Source organism: Methylomonas rapida, from assembly GCF_024360925.2.
GTDB classification, from domain to species: Bacteria; Pseudomonadota; Gammaproteobacteria; order Methylococcales; family Methylomonadaceae; genus Methylomonas; species Methylomonas rapida.
Genome location: NZ_CP113517.1, coordinates 2,598,865 through 2,617,132 on the forward strand (window position 1 = coordinate 2,598,865; position 18,268 = coordinate 2,617,132).

14 protein-coding genes are annotated in these 18,268 nt (G+C 53.5%); 8 read left to right on the forward strand and 6 right to left on the reverse strand.

Annotated elements, in window-relative coordinates; genetic code table 11:
- Nucleotides 1-15: 15 nt before the first annotated feature.
- A complete protein-coding gene (locus NM686_RS12260) occupies nt 16-666 on the reverse strand; it encodes a potassium channel family protein (RefSeq protein WP_255188148.1) in 651 nt (216 codons plus the stop codon).
- Nucleotides 667-1,194: 528 nt separating this feature from the next.
- On the opposite strand from NM686_RS12260, the gene NM686_RS12265 reads away from it, so the two are divergent.
- From NM686_RS12265 to NM686_RS12295, 7 genes are all read left to right on the forward strand, one after another.
- Entirely contained in the window at nt 1,195-2,382 is a 1,188-nt protein-coding gene (locus NM686_RS12265; protein ID WP_255188149.1) for an efflux RND transporter periplasmic adaptor subunit, read from the forward strand.
- A 6-nt stretch (nt 2,383-2,388) separates the two neighbouring features.
- Nucleotides 2,389-5,526 (forward strand): efflux RND transporter permease subunit, encoded by a 3,138-nt coding sequence (locus NM686_RS12270; protein ID WP_255188150.1) that lies wholly within the window; start codon nt 2,389-2,391, stop codon nt 5,524-5,526.
- Nucleotides 5,519-6,958 carry an efflux transporter outer membrane subunit gene (locus NM686_RS12275; protein WP_255188151.1) on the forward strand — a complete coding sequence of 480 codons (1,440 nt, stop codon included), beginning with the start codon at nt 5,519-5,521 and terminating at the stop codon, nt 6,956-6,958. The genes NM686_RS12270 and NM686_RS12275 overlap by 8 nt, the downstream gene beginning before the upstream one ends.
- A gap of 217 nt (nt 6,959-7,175) precedes the next feature.
- On the forward strand, nt 7,176-8,252 hold the full coding sequence (locus tag NM686_RS12280) for an AI-2E family transporter (RefSeq protein WP_255188152.1): 1,077 nt from the start codon (nt 7,176-7,178) through the stop codon (nt 8,250-8,252).
- A 138-nt stretch (nt 8,253-8,390) separates the two neighbouring features.
- Nucleotides 8,391-8,753 carry a SpoIIAA family protein gene (locus tag NM686_RS12285; RefSeq protein ID WP_255188153.1) on the forward strand — a complete coding sequence of 121 codons (363 nt, stop codon included), beginning with the start codon at nt 8,391-8,393 and terminating at the stop codon, nt 8,751-8,753.
- A gap of 33 nt (nt 8,754-8,786) precedes the next feature.
- Nucleotides 8,787-10,007, forward strand: a complete 1,221-nt coding sequence (locus NM686_RS12290) for a cation:proton antiporter domain-containing protein (RefSeq protein WP_255188154.1) — start codon at nt 8,787-8,789, stop codon at nt 10,005-10,007.
- Nucleotides 10,008-10,052: 45 nt separating this feature from the next.
- Nucleotides 10,053-10,601, forward strand: a complete 549-nt coding sequence (locus NM686_RS12295; protein ID WP_255188155.1) for a DUF4136 domain-containing protein — start codon at nt 10,053-10,055, stop codon at nt 10,599-10,601.
- A 4-nt stretch (nt 10,602-10,605) separates the two neighbouring features.
- Here the strand turns inward: NM686_RS12295 and NM686_RS12300 are convergent, their stop codons facing one another.
- The 5 genes from NM686_RS12300 to NM686_RS12320 form a co-directional block, all read right to left on the reverse strand.
- Nucleotides 10,606-11,391 carry a DUF3313 family protein gene (locus NM686_RS12300; protein ID WP_255188156.1) on the reverse strand — a complete coding sequence of 262 codons (786 nt, stop codon included), beginning with the start codon at nt 11,389-11,391 and terminating at the stop codon, nt 10,606-10,608.
- A gap of 178 nt (nt 11,392-11,569) precedes the next feature.
- Nucleotides 11,570-12,001 (reverse strand): hypothetical protein, encoded by a 432-nt coding sequence (locus NM686_RS12305; RefSeq protein ID WP_255188157.1) that lies wholly within the window; start codon nt 11,999-12,001, stop codon nt 11,570-11,572.
- Between the two features lie 427 nt (nt 12,002-12,428).
- Nucleotides 12,429-14,141, reverse strand: a complete 1,713-nt coding sequence (locus NM686_RS12310; protein ID WP_255188158.1) for a SulP family inorganic anion transporter — start codon at nt 14,139-14,141, stop codon at nt 12,429-12,431.
- Nucleotides 14,142-14,247: 106 nt separating this feature from the next.
- Entirely contained in the window at nt 14,248-14,535 is a 288-nt protein-coding gene (locus NM686_RS12315) for a hypothetical protein (RefSeq protein WP_255188159.1), read from the reverse strand.
- A gap of 96 nt (nt 14,536-14,631) precedes the next feature.
- Nucleotides 14,632-15,705: an Lnb N-terminal periplasmic domain-containing protein gene (locus tag NM686_RS12320; protein WP_255188160.1), complete on the reverse strand. Its 1,074-nt coding sequence runs from the start codon at nt 15,703-15,705 to the stop codon at nt 14,632-14,634.
- A gap of 604 nt (nt 15,706-16,309) precedes the next feature.
- On the opposite strand from NM686_RS12320, the gene NM686_RS12325 reads away from it, so the two are divergent.
- On the forward strand, nt 16,310-18,244 hold the full coding sequence (locus NM686_RS12325) for an esterase/lipase family protein (protein ID WP_255188161.1): 1,935 nt from the start codon (nt 16,310-16,312) through the stop codon (nt 18,242-18,244).
- The last annotated feature ends 24 nt before the right edge of the window (nt 18,245-18,268 follow it).

Genomic DNA, 18,268 nt, shown 5'->3' on the forward strand with positions numbered 1-18,268 from the left:
CTATGTTAAGCCAACTCACTGCCGCTTGCGGCCTGCACTGTAGACCCCGACCAGGCTCGCCACCATCACCGCCAAGTAAAACTGACCGATCAAGGCCTCCAAATAGGCCAACATTTTCGGCAATCCGCCGATCGGGGAAATGTCACCATAACCCAAACTCGCAATCGTGACGAAGCTGAAATAAACCAAATCGGGAAAAACTTTATCGGGTTGTTCGGAGATATTGCCGGTAAAACTCGCCCAACCGCAAATCTGTAATATTCGAAAAAGCAATGCCCACATTAATCCGAGCAACAAATAAACGCAAAAAGCCCCCACCAACGAATTGAGATCCACCCGGTGCCAAATAAAAACGTTACGAGCGGCGATGAAGCAGCTTAGCGCACAGAATACTGTTATCAGCAGAGATTCTATAATCTGCAAATGGTAAGAAACGCCGAAGACGATATTGACACCCACCAAGCTGCTAATTGCGACTACCAGCAAAATCCCGAATTGAAAAACGCGTTTGGACGCGGCCAAACTCCAAACCGAAATCAGCATGAAGAAGCAAAACAGCAGAGTAACCGAGTATCTACCTCCGCCCGGCAAGTTCGAACTAAACGGCATGGCCAGCAAAACGGCCAACAAACCGGCAAACAAATACCCAAAATTGCCACTTTTCATCGATATATAAGGCTTGATTCCATCAATGTTTTTCTCAATCCAGCAAAGTTCAAGCCAATGTGAATATCCATCGGCGCGCAGTATGTTGGCCGGATATTTGCTGACGAAACAACCAGGCGGCGAGACAAAATACTGGGCATGCCCTATCTAAAAACATCAAATCCGCTATGCAGCCGGTTAAAATGCGGGATTGCCAACCCCGATTTCAACGCTAATTGTTGATCTTTTCGAGGATTCAAATTCGTGGAATGCACGATATATCGGGGACCCGCATGCGCTTTGCCTTCCGTAACCGCTGGCCGCCTGCCCCCAAAATGATGGCTGGGTAGCGCCTTTCAACCGAGAACTTGCCCAGCTCATGCATGGCATGATAACTGCTTAGACTCGAAAGCGCCGAACAGGCATGGCAGCAAATTTCGAAACTGGCCAGCAACGCCACTATCTATCTGTATATAACTGTGAACATTCGCCGGTTTTCCGAAATCGGTCTAATCTTTTTAGCAATATTTGGCACACATGGAACCAAGCATGAAAGCACTGATTCTCGACGACACTGTTCGGTACGGCGACATTTTGTCAGTTAGATCCACTGTTGGTGCTCTTGCATTGACCCTGTTCTTATTCTGCAGCGCCTGCAACAAGACCGAGCCAGCACCGCCCCCTCCACCTCCGAGCGTCGAAGTCGCCGAGGTCGTGCAAAGAGACGTACCGATTCATCAGGAATGGGTCGGCACCTTGGACGGCATGGTCAATGCCCAAATCCTGGCCCAAGTCACCGGCTATTTGATCAAGCAGCATTATCAGGAAGGCCAGTTGGTCAAAAAAGGCCAGTTGCTGTACGAAATCGATCCTAAAGTGTTCCAGGCCACCTTGGATGGCGCCAAAAGTAATTTGGCCCGCCAGCAAGCGATATTGAAAACCGCGCGATTGGAGTTGGATCGCGTCGAGCGTTTATTACCCGAGCGCGCCGTCAGCGTGCGTGACCGCGACAATGCGGTGGGACAAGAGGCTTCGGCTCAGGCCGAAGTATTGGCGGCGCAAGCCGCGGTCGACAGCGCCCAATTGCAATTGGGCTTTACCAAAATCACCTCGCCCATCGACGGCGTGGCCGGCATTTCCAAGGCCCAAATCGGCAATCTGGTTGGTCCCGGCAGCGCGAGCAGCGAATTGACCACGGTTTCGAAGCTCGATCCGATCAAGGCTTACATTCCGCTCAGTGAGCAGGAATATCTGCAGTTCGCCCGCGAAAAACAAAACGTTTCCCAATCTGCCGACGATATGAATCTAGCGTTGATTCTGGCCGATGGCTCCAACTATCCGCATTCGGGCAAATTCTTCTTCGCCGACCGTCAGGTCGATGTCAAAACCGGCACGATACAAGTGGCGATCCTGTTCCCAAACCCCGGCAATCTGCTGCGTCCGGGCCAATATGCCAAGGTGCGGGCAGTGGTCAAACAAAAGCCCAACGCGTTATTGGTGCCGCAACGCGCGGTCGGCGAAATGCAGGGTCGACGCCTGGTGGCAGTCGTGAAGCCTGACAACAGCGTGGAATTGCGCCCGGTCAAGGTCGCCGAAACCATCGGCAGCGAATGGATCATAGCCGAAGGACTCAAAGCCGGCGAACGCGTGATTGCAGAAGGTATTCAAAAAGTCCGCCCCGGCACGACCGTTACGCCGCAACCCTACGCGGAAACCTCCGCAGCCGGCGCGAGGTAAACGCACATGGCCAAATTTTTTATCAATCGCCCGATAGTGGCGATCGTGATCGCCATTTTGATGGTGATGATCGGTTTGGTTTCAATGATGGAACTGCCGATTGCCCAATTTCCGAATATCGCCCCTCCCGAAATTCAGGTACAAACCACCTATACCGGCGCCGATGCCGTCACCGTGGAGCAAGCGGTCGCCACGCCGATAGAACAGCAGATGTCCGGCGTGGACAACATGAACTACATGTATTCCATCAACGCCAACAACGGCGTGATGACATTGCGTGTCAATTTCGACGTCTCCACCGATCCGAACACCGACCAAGTTTTGGCGCAGATGCGCAAATCCCAGGCCGAATCGCAGTTGCCGCAAGACGTGCGCAACTATGGCGTGAACGTACAAAAATCTACGGCCTCGCCGCTGATCATGTTTGCGCTGTATTCGCCCAACGGCAGTTACGACAATATCTTTTTGGCCAACTACGCTTACATCAACATCAACGACCAGATGACCCGGGTCAAAGGCATCGCCAGCGTATCGGTGTTCGGCGCCGGACAATACGCGATGCGGATATGGGTCAAGCCGGATCAATTAGCCAAACTGAACATCACGATTCCCGAAATCGTCAATGCGGTGCAGGCGCAAAACACGGTCAATCCGGCCGGTAAGGTCGGCGGCGAACCGGTGCCGCCGGGCCAGGAATATACCTATGCGGTGCGCGCACAAGGCCGTCTGCAAACCGAGGAAGAGTTCGGCAACATCGTGTTGCGGGCCGAAGCCAACGGCTCCATCGTCCGCATCAAAGACGTCGGCCGCATCGAATTGGGCGCACAAACCTATGACATGATAGGCCGCCTGAACGGTAAGCCCGCCGCGCTGGTGGCGCTGTACCAACTGCCCGGCACCAACGCGATCGAAGCGGCCGAAGGCGCCAAAAAAATGATGGAGGAACTGAAGACTCGCTTTCCCGAAGATTTGGACTATGTGGTCGCTCTGGATACCACGTTGGCCGTTACCGAAGGCATCAACGAAATCGTACATACCTTGTTCGAAGCGATGGTGCTGGTCATTTTGGTGGTTTTCCTGTTCCTGCAAGGCTGGCGCCCTACCCTGATTCCGTTGCTGGCCGTGCCGGTATCCCTGATCGGCACCTTCATGCTGTTCCCGCTGCTGGGGTTCTCGATCAACACGCTATCGCTATTCGGCCTGGTGCTGGCGATCGGCCTGGTGGTCGACGACCCCATCGTGGTGGTGGAGGCGGTGGAACATCACATCGAAAAAGGCTTGAGCCCTAAGGAAGCCACCTTGAAAACCATGCAGGAAGTGACCGGCCCCATCATCGGCACCTCGCTGGCTTTGATCGCGGTGTTTTTGCCGACCGTGTTCATCCCCGGTATCACCGGCAGCCTGTATCAGCAATTCGCCGTGACGGTCGGCGTGTCGGTGATGATTTCCACCTTCAACTCGTTGTCGTTGAGTCCCGCTTTGGCCGCGTTGATCTTGAAGCCCAAAGTGCGCGGCACGGGCCCTATCCAGAAATTTTACGACGGCTTCAACCGCCATTTCGGCATTGCCAACGAGGGTTACGTGAATTTTTGCGCGGTGCTGATGCGCAAGGCCGTGATTGCGATGATCTTTCTGGGTATTTTGACGGTATTTGCCGGCGGTCTCGGCAAAACCGTGCCAATGGGCTTTTTGCCCGACGAAGATCAAGGTTACCTTTTTGCAGGCATTCAATTGCCCAACGTCAGTTCCCTGCAACGCACCGACGAAGCCACCCGCAAAGTCGAGGACATCCTGAAAAACACCCCGGGCATTGCCTACTATTCATCGGTTATAGGCTACAACATGTTGAGCCAGGCCAATACCACTTACAACACCTTTTTCTTTATTTCATTGAAAAACTGGGCCGAACGCAGCAAACCCGAAGAACAATACGGCGCGATCAAGACCCATTTGAACAAGGAACTCGCCAAACTGCCGGAAGCGATCGGCGTGGCCTTCCCGCCGCCCGCGATTCCGGGCGTGGGCACCTCCGGCGGCGTAACCATGGTATTGGAGGATAGAGCCGGCAAAGACGTTGCCTACTTGGCCGAAAACACCGCCAAATTCATCGAGGCCGTCAAAAAGCGGCCCGAAGTCGCCAACGCCTTTACCACGGCTTTACCGTCGGTACCGCAAATCTTTGTCGATGTGGACAGAGACAAGGTGTTGAAACAAGGCGTGCAGCTGTCCGACGTGTATAAAACCTTGCAGGCCTACATGGGTTCCGGCTTCATCAACTACTTCAATCGCTTCGGCCGGCAATGGCAAACCTATGTGCAGGCCGAAGGGGAATTTCGCAAGGACACCAATGCGCTGGGACAGTTTTACGTGCGCAACAACGCCGGCGAAACCGTCCCTCTGGCGGCGCTGACCAGCATACGCAAGACCGAGGGCCCCGAATTCACGATGCGTTATAACCTGTTCCGCAGTGCGCAGATCAATGTCACGCCCAAACCGGGTTTTAGCTCGGCGCAAGCGATGCAAGCCTTGGAGGAAGTGTTTGCCGAAACCATGCCTTCCGATATGGGTTACGACTACATCGGCATGAGCTACCAGGAAAAACTGGCGCAACAAGGCGTCTCGCCGGCGGCGGTGTTCGTGTTCGCGATCTTCTGCGTATTCCTGATTCTGGCGGCGCTGTACGAAAGCTGGAGCCTGCCGTTCAGCGTGCTGCTGGGCACGCCGATTGCCGTATTCGGCGCCTTTGCCGGCTTGTTGATAGGCCACTACGAAAACAATCTGTACGCCCAAATCGGCTTGGTCATGCTGATCGGCCTGGCGGCCAAAAACGCCATTTTGATCGTCGAATTCGCCAAGATGGGCGTCGAGGAAGGCAAAAGCGCTTACGACGCCGCCATAGAAGCCGCCCGTCTGCGTTTGCGTCCCATCATGATGACCGCGTTATCGTTCATCCTGGGCTGCGTGCCGCTGGCAATCGCCAGCGGCGCCGGCGCGCTGTCCCGGCGCGTGATGGGCTACGCGGTGATAGGCGGCATGACCGCCGCGACCACCATCGCGATATTCTTGATTCCGGTGTTGTTCTATGTCGTGGAAAAATTGGCCAAATCCAAAACGGCGCCGTCCAAGGGAGAAGGCCATGAATAAATTGACGATTTTAAGTTTGGCTATCACCATGACGGGCTGTTTCGTGGTCGGTCCCGATTACGAAAAACCGCAAATCGAAGCCCCCAGGCAATGGCGTTTCGCCGCCGAAGATGCGCGCGACACCGCCAATCTGCCCTGGTGGCAACAATTGCAAGACCCCGTCCTGAACACTCTGGTCGAACAGGCCTTGCAGAATAACCTCGATCTGAAAATCGCCATTGCCAATGTCGAGCAATTCATGGGGGTTTACGGTGCCACCCGCGCCAATCTGTTTCCGCAGATTTTCGGCCAGGGCGGTTATCAACGCCAACAAACCAGCGGCGAAGCGAATCCGTTTTTCGGCGGAAAAGCGCCCGACACCGATTTTGCCCAACTGGGGGCGACGATGTTTTGGGAACTGGATGTCTGGGGTCAATTGCGCCGGGCCAAGGAAGCCGCAGCCGCCGATGTGCTGGCGCAGGAATCGGCCCGCGACGCCGTGGTGTTGACGCTGGTCAGCGCGGTCGCGCAAACCTACATAGAATTGCGCGCGCTGGATAGAAGCCTGGAAATCACCCGACAAACCGTCGACAGCCTGGTCGAGGAAAACCGCATCGCCAAGGCCCGCTTCGACGCCGGCTATGCGTCGGAAATCGAAGTCAGCCAGTCCGATTCCGAACTGGAGCGGCGCCGCGCCCTGATTCCCTTTTATGAACAACAAATCGCCCAAGCCGAACATGCCTTGAGCTTGTTGCTGGGCAAACCGCCCGGCGCGATCGCCCGCGGCATGACCTTGGACGAGTTGGCGCCGCCCGCGGTACCGGCCGGCCTGCCGTCCGAACAGTTGCAAAGAAGGCCCGACGTGCAACAAGCGGAACAAAACCTGATCGCCGCTACCGCCCGCATCGGCGTGGCACGCGGCGAATATTTCCCCAAAGTCACGCTGACCGGCGATTTGGGACAAGCCAGTGTGGAATTGGCGGCTTTGTTTACGCCAGGAGCGAACTTTTGGACCATAGGCGGAAGGCTGCTGGGGCCGATTCTGACCGCCGGCCGCGTTGCCGGCCAAGTTCAGGCCGCGGAAGGCGCGCAACAAGCGGCGCTGGCCTATTACGAGAAAACCATTCTGACCGCCTTTCGTGAATTCGAGGACGGTTTGATCGCCAGCAGCAAATCCAACGAACGGCAAACTTCGCAAGCAAACCGGGTCGAAGCGTTGAAAAATTATCTGCGTTTGTCCAGGACGCGTTACGACGAAGGCTATACCTCTTACCTGGAGGTGCTGGATGCACTGCGCCAATATTACGAAGGCCAAATCGAACTGGTGCAAGCGCGTAGCGATACCTTTACGTCGTTGATCCAGGTTTATCGGGCCATGGGCGGCGGCTGGATCGTTGCGGCGGAGCAAGGTGTACAGATGCCCAAACCCAAAGAGGCGTCGTTTTTTCCATAATTTCTTGCTAAAGCGGCGGGACGACTGGCAATAGCTAAAGCGATTGCACTGCCGGAATTGCGATTCCGGAGTGAAAAAGCTTCAGCTTTTTCCGTTAACCGCTATCCCGGCCAACCTAAAGAAAGCAGGTTAAAAACACGCGCTGTTAGTCTCGAACAATGAAAGACGCTTTGCGACCGCTAGCCAAACCCGATTCAAAACCATGTTGGAGCACGATATGCAAAACCAACCTCAGCCAGTGACGCCTGAAGCCTTTTCCCGCAATGCCGTCGAGGCGGCGCTGAAAATCGGTCTGCTGTTCGTGTTACTGAGCTGGTGTTTTCACATCGCCAAGCCCTTCATCAACCCGTTGGCCTGGGGCGTTATCATCGCCGTCGCGCTGTACCCTTTACATCTGCGGATGACGGAGCTACTGGGCGAGCGTGAGAAGCTTTCGGCCACGCTGATTACCGGACTGTTGTTGCTGGTCATCTTGGGTCCATGCGGTTTCCTGGCCGACATCATTGGCGAGAACGTCCGGGAGTTGGCAGGCAAACTTCAACAAAATCAGCTGACGATTCCGGAACCGCCGGAAAAAGTCGCAACCTGGCCGCTGATCGGTAAGCCGATCTTCAATTTCTGGCATCTGGCAGCCACCAATTTCGGCGAAGCCGTCAAGACCTTTGCCCCTCAGCTCAGAGAAGCCAGCAAATGGTTGCTGGCGTCCGGTGCCGCCGCCATCATGGCCTTGCTGCAACTGCTGGTCTCGGTGATCATTTGCGGCTTGTTGCTGGTCAATGGTGCCAGCGGCCATCAACTGGCTCTGGCCATCGGTCATCGTATTGCCGGCCACAAAGGCGAAGAACTGACCGAGTTGAGTATCGCGACGATTCGCGGTGTTGCTCGCGGGGTGTTGGGTGTAGCATTGATTCAAGCCTTGCTGGCCGGTATCGGATTTTTCATGGCTGGCGTTCCCGCGGCGGGCCTGCTAACGGTAGTCTGTTTATTTCTCGCCGTGGTGCAATTACCGACCGCCATCCTGCTGCTGCCGAGCATCATTTACGTGTTTTCGAGTCATGAAACCTTACCGGCCACCGTGTTCATGGTTTGGATGCTGGGCGTAGGGGCGATAGACAACGTCTTGAAACCGATACTGATGGGCCGCGGTTTGGACTTGCCGATGGCGGTGGTCTTCGTCGGCGCGATAGGCGGCATGATATTTTCCGGGATCATCGGGCTTTTCGTCGGTGCAGTGGTATTGGCGTTAGGTTATAAGCTATTTCTCTCCTGGCTAAAACAAACCAGCATTGCTTAGCAATGATCATGAAATAACCTCTGCAAGTCTTCGGCGCAGGTGCGGATTAATCCACACAGTGCGAATGAATTCGCACCTACCGTTGCCGAACTTGTTTTTTTATTGCTTAACTTCGAACATAAGCTTAAGGACAACAGCATGAGCGCAGAAATCATCAGTAACATGGGCGGCATCGTCACCAACAAAATCACAGGTTTATTGACTTACGCCGAGCTGGCTGGGGTGCAACAAGAATTGCTCGGTATCATCGGCCGCGAAGGCGGCATCCGCTTGTTGATCGTTTGCGAAGACTTCCAAGGTTGGGACAAACAAGGCGATTGGGACGATGTGTCGTTTCAATACAAAAGCGATCCCTACATCAACAAAATGGCGCTGGTCGGCGACAAGAAATGGAAAGACCTGGCGTTGCTGTTTACCGGCCAAGGCTTTCGAGAATTTCCGATCGAATATTTCGAGCCGCACGAGCTCGACAAAGCACGCGCTTGGCTGTTGGAAGGCTAAACCCTGAGCGCGACTCAGAAGGAGACGCAGAACATGATTTTCCTGGTCACGTTCATCTTAACGGTATTTATATACAGTTTGATTTCTCGACGGTTAGAAACGACGATTCTGACCGCACCGATACTCTTCACCTTGGCAGGAATAGCGCTATATCGATTACCACCGGCCTTCAGCGATCCGGAACTGAAGCGGCAAGGCTTTTTATTGGTGGCCGAAATCGGCCTGGTAATGACGCTATTCACCGACGCCGCGCGCATCAACCTGAAAAGCCTGACCTCCAACCGCAACTTACCGATCCGCCTGCTGACGACCGGCATGTTGCTGACCATTTTTTTGGGTACGCTGGGCGGCATGTGGCTTTTTCCGTCGTTGAGCTGGCAGGAAGCCGGCATCCTGGCCGCAATCTTGGCACCGACCGACGCGGGCTTGGGCATGGTGATCGTCAACAGCCCTTATGTGCCCAACCGGATTCGACAAGCGCTGAATGTGGAAGCCGGATTGAATGACGGTCTTTCCGTGCCTTTTTTGATGTGTTTCATCGCGATGTCTTTGCAAACCAGCGAAAGCGCGGGCGCGGTACTGTCCCGCTTTATCGGCGAGCAGATCGGTTACGGCTGCTTGATCGGCATCGGTATCGGTGCTATCGGCGGCTGGTTGCTGACACTGGCTACACGCAAACAGTGGATGAACGAATCCATGCAACAAATGGGCTTGGTAGCAATACCCTTGCTTTGTGCGCTCGCATCCGAGGCAAGCGGCGCCAGTATGTTTATCGCCGGATATGTGTCCGGTTTTGCGGTTCAGCTGGGCTTTGCGGAAGCCGGCCGCAACAGCGTCGAATTTACCGACACCTGGGGACAGTTATTCGATTTTTTCGTGTTTTTCCTGTTTGGTTTATTAGTCGCGCGATCATGGGCGCAATTCGAATGGCAGCATTTTTATTATGCCGTGTTCAGTTTGACCCTGGCTCGCATGCTGCCGGTGGCATTGGCCCTGCTGGGCAGTGGTTTGAGCCGCGCCACCTGGTTGTTCATGGGCTGGTTTGGGCCGCGTGGTTTGGCTTCTATCGTGTTGGGCTTGGTGTATCTGGAAGGTCAAGCGCACTTGCCGGGCGAAACCACCATCAAACTCGCCTTGATGATGACCGTCATCATCAGCATTTTTAGCCACGGCTTAAGCGCGCTACCGGGAATTAATCACTATGCCAAAATCATCCGCCGGCTGCCAGCCGATGCGGCGGAATATCACGATTGAACATTACCAGAACTTATTAGAACACCAACATTGGAGATCACGACCATGCAATATCCATTTCTCAGCTATTTACTCGCCACCAGCCTGCTTCTGCTGAACGCGTGTTCGAGCGTTTCGGTCAAGACTGACTTCGACCATGCCACGTCTTTTTCTCAGTACCACACTTACACGCTTGCGCCGAGTACTGAACCGATTGCCATGTCGCCTTCCACCGAATCGGCATTGCGCGAAACCTTACGCAGCAGCTTAGCGCGGCATGGCGTTACCGAGACCGATGAAAATGCCGACCTGCATATCGTGCGCCACATATCCACCAAGGATAAAGTGGTGGTTCATCAATCGAGCGCCGGCGTACCGTATCGTTACGGACGCTACGGCATGTGGGCGGGTTCACCGTATTATTATACCGACGTCTCGCAATATACCGAGGGCACCTTGATACTGGATTTCGTCGATGCCAAAACCCAAAAACTGGTATTTCGAGGAATAGGTACCGGCACGGTTAGCGACCCTGAAACGAATGCCGCCCGCATCAAGGAAGCCGTCGAAAAAATCGTGCAAGAGTACCCGGCTGGCAAGCCCGTTAGCCAATGATTATTTAAAAAGGCCTCAAGGTAAACGGCGTTTCATCGGTTACCATCTCGCCGGGTTTGCGATTGGCGATTTGCACGAACTGCTTGGCCCATCTATCCATGATACCTTTGGCCGGCCCATACCAGGTCAGCCGGGTCAAATCCACCGGCCCTGCATCCTGCATATCCCTGTCGGCGAATGTAGCGACGACTTCGCCAGTCTGCATATCGCGTAAACGGCCTTCAAAAGCGGCCCTGCGCTGGTTAACCACTCCCGCAGCGGTACCGCCGCCCGGTATCAGCCAGCCGGCCGCATGCAGAGCGGGCTGGGAAGGATCGATCTCGATCAAGGCCAACTCTAAGCGTAATGCAGGGAAGCGGTGTTGATTGGCAAACTCGAGCAGTTGAAAGCGATGATTGGGATCTTGTTTGAACGCCTTGATCACCTGGCTACGAAAATACTGAGCCAGATCTTCGATGTCTTTTTTGACATCTTGCAACAAATTCGCCGAGCTAAGCTGGTGCAACCAGTCCATTTCCAGCATGTACTGGGTATTGACCGGCGCAACCACCAACTCCTTGTAAGCCGAGGCATCGAAACCGGGCTTTACCCAGACTTTTTGGAACGGCAAGTCCGCGCGCTTGCGTTGCCTGTCCGGATTTTCGATAAATCCGGCATCTGGCGCCGGTTGCACAACCTCGGCCTTCAGCTGGTTGGTTTCCGTCCTGACGGTGGCACAGCCTGAAAACAGCAGCAGAATCGCGCTGAGCACCGCGCCTAGGTCGGTCACATGTTTTTGTTGTCTATTCATATGAAAAATCTATCTCCGGGTTCAAACATGAAAGGTTGCGAAAACTTGCGATATCCAGGGGGGAACGCCGAATAAATCGTCATCCCCGCGAAAGCCAGGATCCAATGCTTTGATTTTTTTAGGTTCCTGTTTTCACGGGAACGGTAGAAAAGCATAAATCAGCGTTTCCTTAGGTGAATTACCAACCAAAGCCCTTGGACGCCATGCAGGCATTAAACGCCTGGTTATAGGCATCGTTTGAGGCGCCTTGCTGCTGATCTTGCCGACGTTGCTGACGCTGTTTGGAAGCGCCAGCGGCCACGCCCATCTTGGCGGCTTCCTGCATCTGGTTGCGGGTATATTCTTCGGCTAATTCATCGGACACATTACCATACTGGTTGGTTTTGCTTTTTGCCTTGGCAGCGCCCGCCATGGCGCCGGCAGCGGCCCCCCTCGCCCGTCCTCCGGCATAGGGTTGTTGGCTGCTGCTGGACGATGCGCTGGCTTGCTGCTGCGCAATACTCTGACACTCGGCTTGCGCCTGTTCATAGGGAACTTGAGCCTGTGCCAAACCTGAAATTAGAATTCCGGAAATAGCGACGCCGAGACCTATCGATTTTGGATATAACATGATTTATCTCCTCAACGGGTTTAATCTAAAAAGAGCAATTGCTGTGTGTTGCAGGCCGTTCACACTTCGCCTGACTCAGCACCAACGGCCTGCAACATACCCACCCAAAGGGTGTTTGAAAAATCCGGCTTGCCCTACGACAAACTCAGAACAAACGGGATTTTTCAAGACTCGACTGCTGTTTTCAGTTTTTAGTGTTATCCATGGTCTGTCATAGCTTGCACAAGAAATCGCTATGCCGTGTCCTGGATGTCTTTCAAAAACAAGCATGCTTACCGCATACTCACTGCTTTGTCGGCCGTCGTAAATCCGATGGCAAAATGGTTTCTAGGTTTCGAATCGATGTTTTACCGGTTCGAGCATCCATGCCGACGCGCTATTGGAAAAAGCAACCACCATCCAGCCAAGCTAGCTTCCCGAAATACGGCTAAGCCGTTGACGATAAGCCTGCTCCGGCCGAGGACGCTTCGTTCTCGGCGGATTTCGCCAGCAAAAATTGGTATCGCTCGATTGCCTCTTGCGCATTGAATAGCATTCGCTCTCGACCTAGCCGTTCCGCCAATCCTGCACGGCGCACGACTTCAAGCACTCCTGGGTTCAGGCCGGTCAACCACAGGTTGGGGCCGGTTTCAGTCGCGCATTTTTCCCTCTCGATCAAAATCTTGAGCGCCGAATACTCCAAGTCCTGCACCCGACTCATATCCAACACCAATACTTTCGGCTGGTATTGCGAAATGAATGCCCTTATTTTTTCCGCGACCAGCTGCGCATTGACGAAAAAAATGCGGCCTTCCGGCCGAACGATCAACAGCCCGTCCCAGGTTTCATCGTTGGGATGTTTGTCCGACAGCGGCCGTAAATTGTTGGTACCGGGTTTGCGGCCAATCACGTAAACATTGGGATGAGCCGCCTGGCTGGCCAGCGAAATGACGGATACGATGATGGCCACGATAACCCCTTTCAACGTGCCGAATATCAGCACACCCAGGCAGGCGACGATAGTCCAGCGAAACTCCATCATGCGCACTTTGCGGATAGCTCTGAATTCCGCGGGTTCGATCAGCCCAATCGAGTAAACGATCACGACAGCCGCCAGCGTGGCGTGCGGCAAAAACCCCAGCAAAGGAGCGATCAGCAGCATCGTTGCCAGTGCAACGCCAGCGGTAAACCAGGATGCTTTCTGCGAAAGTCCGCCGGCCGCGCGCACCACAGCCGTCTGAGACGTACCGCCACCCGCCGGCATCGCGCCGAAAAAAGCCCCGCCTAAATTAGCCGCGCCCAACGCGATGAGTTCACGGTTTGCGTTGATCGGCGGCTCGGTATTTTTGGCAAAAGCGCGCGCCGCCGCAATCGACTCGGTAAAGCTCATCAGCGCGATGCCGAGCGCGCCGGGGACCAATGCTTCGATCAAGCCCCACTCGGGTAAAGTCAACGGCGGCAGGCCCTCAGGTATCACACCGACAGTTGCCAACCCCTTTCCATCGAGACCAAATATCCACGATGCTGCGATGCCGCCTCCGACCGCAACCAGGGGGGCCGGCGAATGCGGCCACCAGCGTTCCATACCGAACAACACCAGCAACGTAAACAGGGACACGCACAGCGTAATGAGCGAGGTTTCGGGTAAATGAAACAGGATGCTGAAGAAATCGCGAAAAAAGCCCACCTTCTCGATATGTATCCCAACCAGTTTTGGCAGTTGGTCTAGCACGATTACCATGCCAATCCCGGCCTTGAACCCGGTCAGCACCGGCGACGAAATGAAATTGGCGACGAAACCTAAACGAAGCAAAGACGCCAGCATCAGCATGATACCGACCAGCGCACACAGCGTCGCCACTGCGGTTATCAGTCTGGTCGGATCGCCGTCCGGCACCACCATAGCTAATTGAGTGCCAGCCAGAATACCCAGGGTTGTCGTCGAGCTGACGCTGAGAACCCGAGAGGAAGCCAGCAACGCATAAACCAGCATCGGAATGAAAGAGGTATAAAGCCCCACCGCAACGGGCAAACCGGCTACGCTCGCATAGGCCATCGCCTTGGGTAGAATCACCGCCGAGGCGGTAAGGCCCGCAATCAGGTCGTAACGAAAGGTCGTGCCTGTATCCGATGCATCTAAGGCTGTCGCGGAATGCTTCATACTAATTTTCCCTCTTTGCCAGATACATTAGAAAATTTCATGATCGCCTTCCGCACTCGAGCAACAGACGCGGCGGAAAAGTTACCGATGACGTTACTCCAGACAACTAACGCGTATTCAGACGGGTTTGATTTTCCGTGGCTTTTTCCATGATCTCATGGTACAGCTCTATCAATTTGCTGGCTAAGGCTTGATATTCCGGGTGCCGGTGAACGTGAGGCATGATATTTTGCGCATCCTCGAAAACTTCCTTGAAATACTCAATATCCATTTCATCGAGACACTCGCCAGCATCCACTTTTGCCTTGATTGCCAAAGCCCTCGGCAAGCGTTGTTTTTCAAGCCGTTCCAGCAGAACCGTAATAACACCTAAGTCATTGTCCGAAGTATTCATAAAAATATCTGTTGGTTGAAGGTTTTTAGGCCAACCTGCAAATTGCTCGCAAGCTCCTCTGAATATTCCAATAAGACCCGCCCAAATAAACGGTTCCTAATGCGGGTTCTCTGCGCGGATATGCATCGAAAAGTCGGGCGAATGATCCGCCGCCTCAGCCAGTCTGTTGATATGCGCCTTTTGCTGCAATTCGGCAAACGAAACATTCGTATCGAGCCGCTGGTGTTCGTAAAGATATTCGGGCAAATAGCCGCTCAACAATATTTTCCAGGAAAACGGCACATGATCCGGATTGATGCGGGCCAGAAACCAAATGGCAGTCGTGCAATTATCGAGCAAAGTGTTGTAAAACACAGGCTTTTGATTCAATTCATTGATTTTATTCATGTAAGCCAAAAACAAACGTTTACCGTCTTCTATCGGACCATGTACTCGATACAGATACACTTGCTCGGGCGGATTTTTTCGATAATTGGTACGCAAGCGAATCACGTCGCGCTCGTCCGCCACGAAATAAATCAGTTCATACTGGCGAAAAAATCCTTTGATGGTCGAATAACCTTCGTTCAATTCTTTTCTGGCTTCTATCGAAATCGCCAGATGATTGTTATCGCCAAAATCAAAACTGATAATGGTGTGCGCAATGGCGGGCCCCATCCAGTACACGGCAAACAAATCCACGCCTTGCAATTTGTTAAGCTCGAAGGTTTTGTCGTAATAGGCCGGTTGGTAATCAAACTCGCTGCGATAATCGAAATTACGGATGTTATGCACCGTGACGCCATCCCCCGCAAAGGTTGCATAAGCCAGTTTGGCGGCATCGGTTTGCCATGGCCTGTCGTTGGATGGACTGATACTCAACCACCCGAGCAAAATACCGGCAGAGACAACCGAATAACTCCAACACAAAAGCTTGCGCCAACGCCTGAATCCAAGCCCAACCAGCACCACCAAACCGAACAGGCCAAATAACGCCGCTAAACCGGTTTGACTATCCGAGCTGGCCGAATCGCCAAAAGCAATCGCGCACACGCCCCACAAAGTCGTTGCGATGACTAACAACGCCTTCAAGGCTGTTTTGACGATTTTCATAATAAGCGGCGATTGTTCATGCCCTTTCAAGGTTTTGCTGGCAAATAACTGCCTCAAATTCTGTTCCTTCCAAATCACGCTTTACTCCCCTTTTTTTGAAGCTGTCGTAAAAATCCTCTCAAGCTCCAATGCTTAGCGGAAGAAGCTAATGCTTTTTCACTCCAGTCGCAACGCAGGAGTGCAATTGCCTTAGTTATTGCCGACTAGCACTGGCGCTTTTTATTTTTTACGACCTCAATTTTTTTAAAAAGGCGAATACAGAAGTTGGAACAACGCATGAAATAACAGCCCACCGCATTATAAAGACCGGAGGCTTATTAACACCGCATGTTTTCTTAAGCATGAATTACGCCAATATAAGATTTTCTTGACTTATGCGCAAAGCAGGCGCAACCATCAGGCTTTTCGGCCCTTGCCGGCTTGAATAGTCGAAGCACGATAAACAGATGGCGCAAACTAGAACCACGACATTTCGTGGTTTACACGAAACTCATGTATTAAAAACGCTCAATTGATCAGATAGGCGCCCGCAAAACTGATTTTTAAAGCCATTTTGACCGTACGAACAAAGACTTTGGGGTGATGGCATTTGTTTTGCCTAAATAAAGATAAACTTGCTTTTGGGACCTATGCTTTACGCTTTCGCCGAAACAAAACAAGAAATCCGCCTATACCCGACGTCATGACCCATCATTTTTTTTTATTTGCCAAGCCTCCAATTCCCATCGCATTCCTGCAGCTTGCTTCACTGGCATTGGCCATATTATTGCTGCAAGGCTGCGCCACGCCAGTCGGGATCAATCCGGTCGACATTCAGACCGGTTATCAAATCAATACCGTCAGCGCGCTGTCGGCGGGCGAAGCATCGGAAGCTTCCAAAATGGTACTGAGACGCAACGGCCTGATGGACCGCTTCGAAACCGAACCGGAAGCCGTACTGGCGGAACTGCATGCAGGCCTTAAGCCCAGTGGCGATGAAGACAAACTGTTCGCCTTGGCGGAACTGTCCTTGCTACAGGGGGAACGAAACGATGATCACGCCTATTTCCTGGCAGCGTCGGTCTATGCCTGGTCTTTACTCTTTCCAGGTAATGGTGGTGTGCAACTAAAACCCTCCGATCCGCGCTACAGGTTGGCTTACGACCTTTATAACCAGGGTATCGCGCAAGGCTTGGCCGATCCGGAAGGTGACGATAAGGGTGAAATCGAGGTTTATCTAAGATCAGGCGAATACCCGCTGCCTTTCGGCAAACTGACAACGACGATTGAACAATCGGATCTGACCTGGGGCGGTTACAAACTGGAACATTTCATATCGACGGCCTCCATGCAGGTGAGAGGATTGCGCAATCGTTACCGTACTCCCGGACTTGGAGCCTCTTTAGCCGCCAGCATCACGGAACAAAAAAATAGCAAGAAAGTCGTCGGTTCCGATCGCATCGGCCCGCGTATCAAAGTGCCGATTACCGCGATATTGGATTTGGGCGATGCGCGTCGCCATTTGACTGAAAATGAATTCACCGCACATATCAACGTTTATGCGGCGAACCAAACAAAGGAAATTTCGCTCGATGGTCATCCACAGCCCATCGAGTTCGACCCGACCGCCGCGCTGGCTCACCAACTGCAGGACAACCCGATGTATACATTGGAAATCGCCAATTTTTTTAGCGGCGGCCTGTTCAGCACCATGGTACCGCAAGACCGCGCCAGGGACGGCCTATTCACCTTGCGTCCCTACCGCCCAGGCAAGATTCCGGTCGTCCTGGTACACGGCACCGCATCGAGCCCAGCCCGCTGGGCGGAATTGGTCAACGAACTCGAAGGCGATTCGAACATTCGGGAGAACTACCAGATCTGGGCATTCATGTACGACTCGGCCAACCCTATCCCTTACTCGGCGGGCCGCTTACGCATCGCCCTTCAAAACGCAATCAAGGAGTTCGATCCCGAGGGCAAGGATAGCGCGTTACAACGCATGGTAGTCATTGGTCATAGTCAAGGCGGCTTGTTGACCAAAATGACCGTGGTCGATACGGGAACCCGCCTATGGGATTTGATCAGCGACAAACCGTTCGATCAGATCTCCGTCAATCCGGAAAACCGGCAACTGTTACGGGATTCCTTGTTTTTTACCCCATTACCTTTCGTCAAACGTGTCGTATTCATTTCGACGCCTCAGCACGGCGCGATGGCGGCCGCCCATGAGTGGGTAACGGGACTGGTCGCGCGATTGGTCAAGCTACCGGCAACTATAATCACCGGTATCGCTCAGGCCGCCGCGTCCAGCGGCGATGCCAAATTGAATCGCCTGTTACGCCGTCCGCCTACCGCGGCCGACAACATGAATCCGAATAACCCCGGTTTGAAAACATTGGCATCGATACCGGTTTCGCCGGCCGTGCGCGCGCATTCCATCATTGCAGTGGAAGGTGATGGCCCGATAGAAGAAGGCGACGATGGCGTGGTTGCCTACAAAAGCGCTCATATCGATGAAGCCGTTTCGGAAAAAGTCATCCGCTGGGGCCATTCCTGTCAGGACCAACCCGAAGCAATCGAGGAAATTCGCCGGATTCTGATGGAGCATCTGGGCACGCCGGATTTAGCATCGATGTAAAAATTTTGATTTCTCTTCATGATC